Source organism: Eisenbergiella sp. OF01-20, from assembly GCF_003478085.1.
Taxonomy (GTDB): domain Bacteria; phylum Bacillota; class Clostridia; order Lachnospirales; family Lachnospiraceae; genus Eisenbergiella.
In genome coordinates, this window is record NZ_QUES01000105.1 from 1 (window position 1) to 787 (window position 787).

Consider the following 787-nt stretch of genomic DNA (forward strand, 5'->3'; position numbering starts at 1 on the left):
CTATCTGCCGGCGCACCGGCAGATAATCATGGAAGCTGAATACATCCACTTCTTCCACGGTATCCGCCACATCATCCATATAGGTATGGCCGATGGTAACCGCATTCACGCTGTCTAGCTTCCTGACCTTATCACAGCTGCGGCGCAGGAATTCATTCACCTTTTCCCAGCGCGCTTTTCTTTCCTCCCCTTTCGCTTCTATGATATAGTCGTTGCAGGAGGGTTCATTCATCACATCCCACATAAGCAGCCCCGGCTCCCCCCGCAGAGCCTGCACCACATCCTTTATGTAGTTTTCCGCATATTCCTCATATCCCTGTTCCAAATCTCCCGGATGCAAGCCGTTTCCATTAAAGAGGATAGGCATGGTACTGATGCCGGCTTCCCATGCCGTCTCCACAAAGGCGGTAAGCTTACTTAAAAAGGCTGCCGGATCTTTTCGGTAATCTCTTTCTGACAGCCAGATTCTGGTGCTGTTAAGCCGCAGGCTCCCTGCATACCCAAGTTCCCTTTTCAGCTGTTCCCCGGATACCCTGCAGCCTCCTGAATAACAAAAACCCCTGATAGAACTGTAATCTTCCAATGGTTTCATTCTGATTCCCCCTTTTCTTTCCGGAAAGCTCTGCGGAATGCTTTGCTTCTATGGAATGCTTTGCTTCCATGGAACGCTTTGCTTCCATTTATACCTTCGGTGTCTCTTTTCATATTACCCCTTTACGCTTCCCATTACCAATCCCTTTGTAAAATACTTCTGCATGAACGGATAGATACACAGCATGGGCAGCGC

At 49.0% G+C, this 787-nt stretch carries 1 protein-coding gene; it reads right to left on the reverse strand.

Features of this window, described 5'->3' with window-relative positions; all coding sequences use genetic code 11:
• The coding region (locus DXA36_RS32665) for a cellulase family glycosylhydrolase (RefSeq protein ID WP_147366683.1) at positions 1–592 on the reverse strand (592 nt) is incomplete at its 3' end.
• Between the last annotated feature and the right edge of the window lie 195 nt (positions 593–787).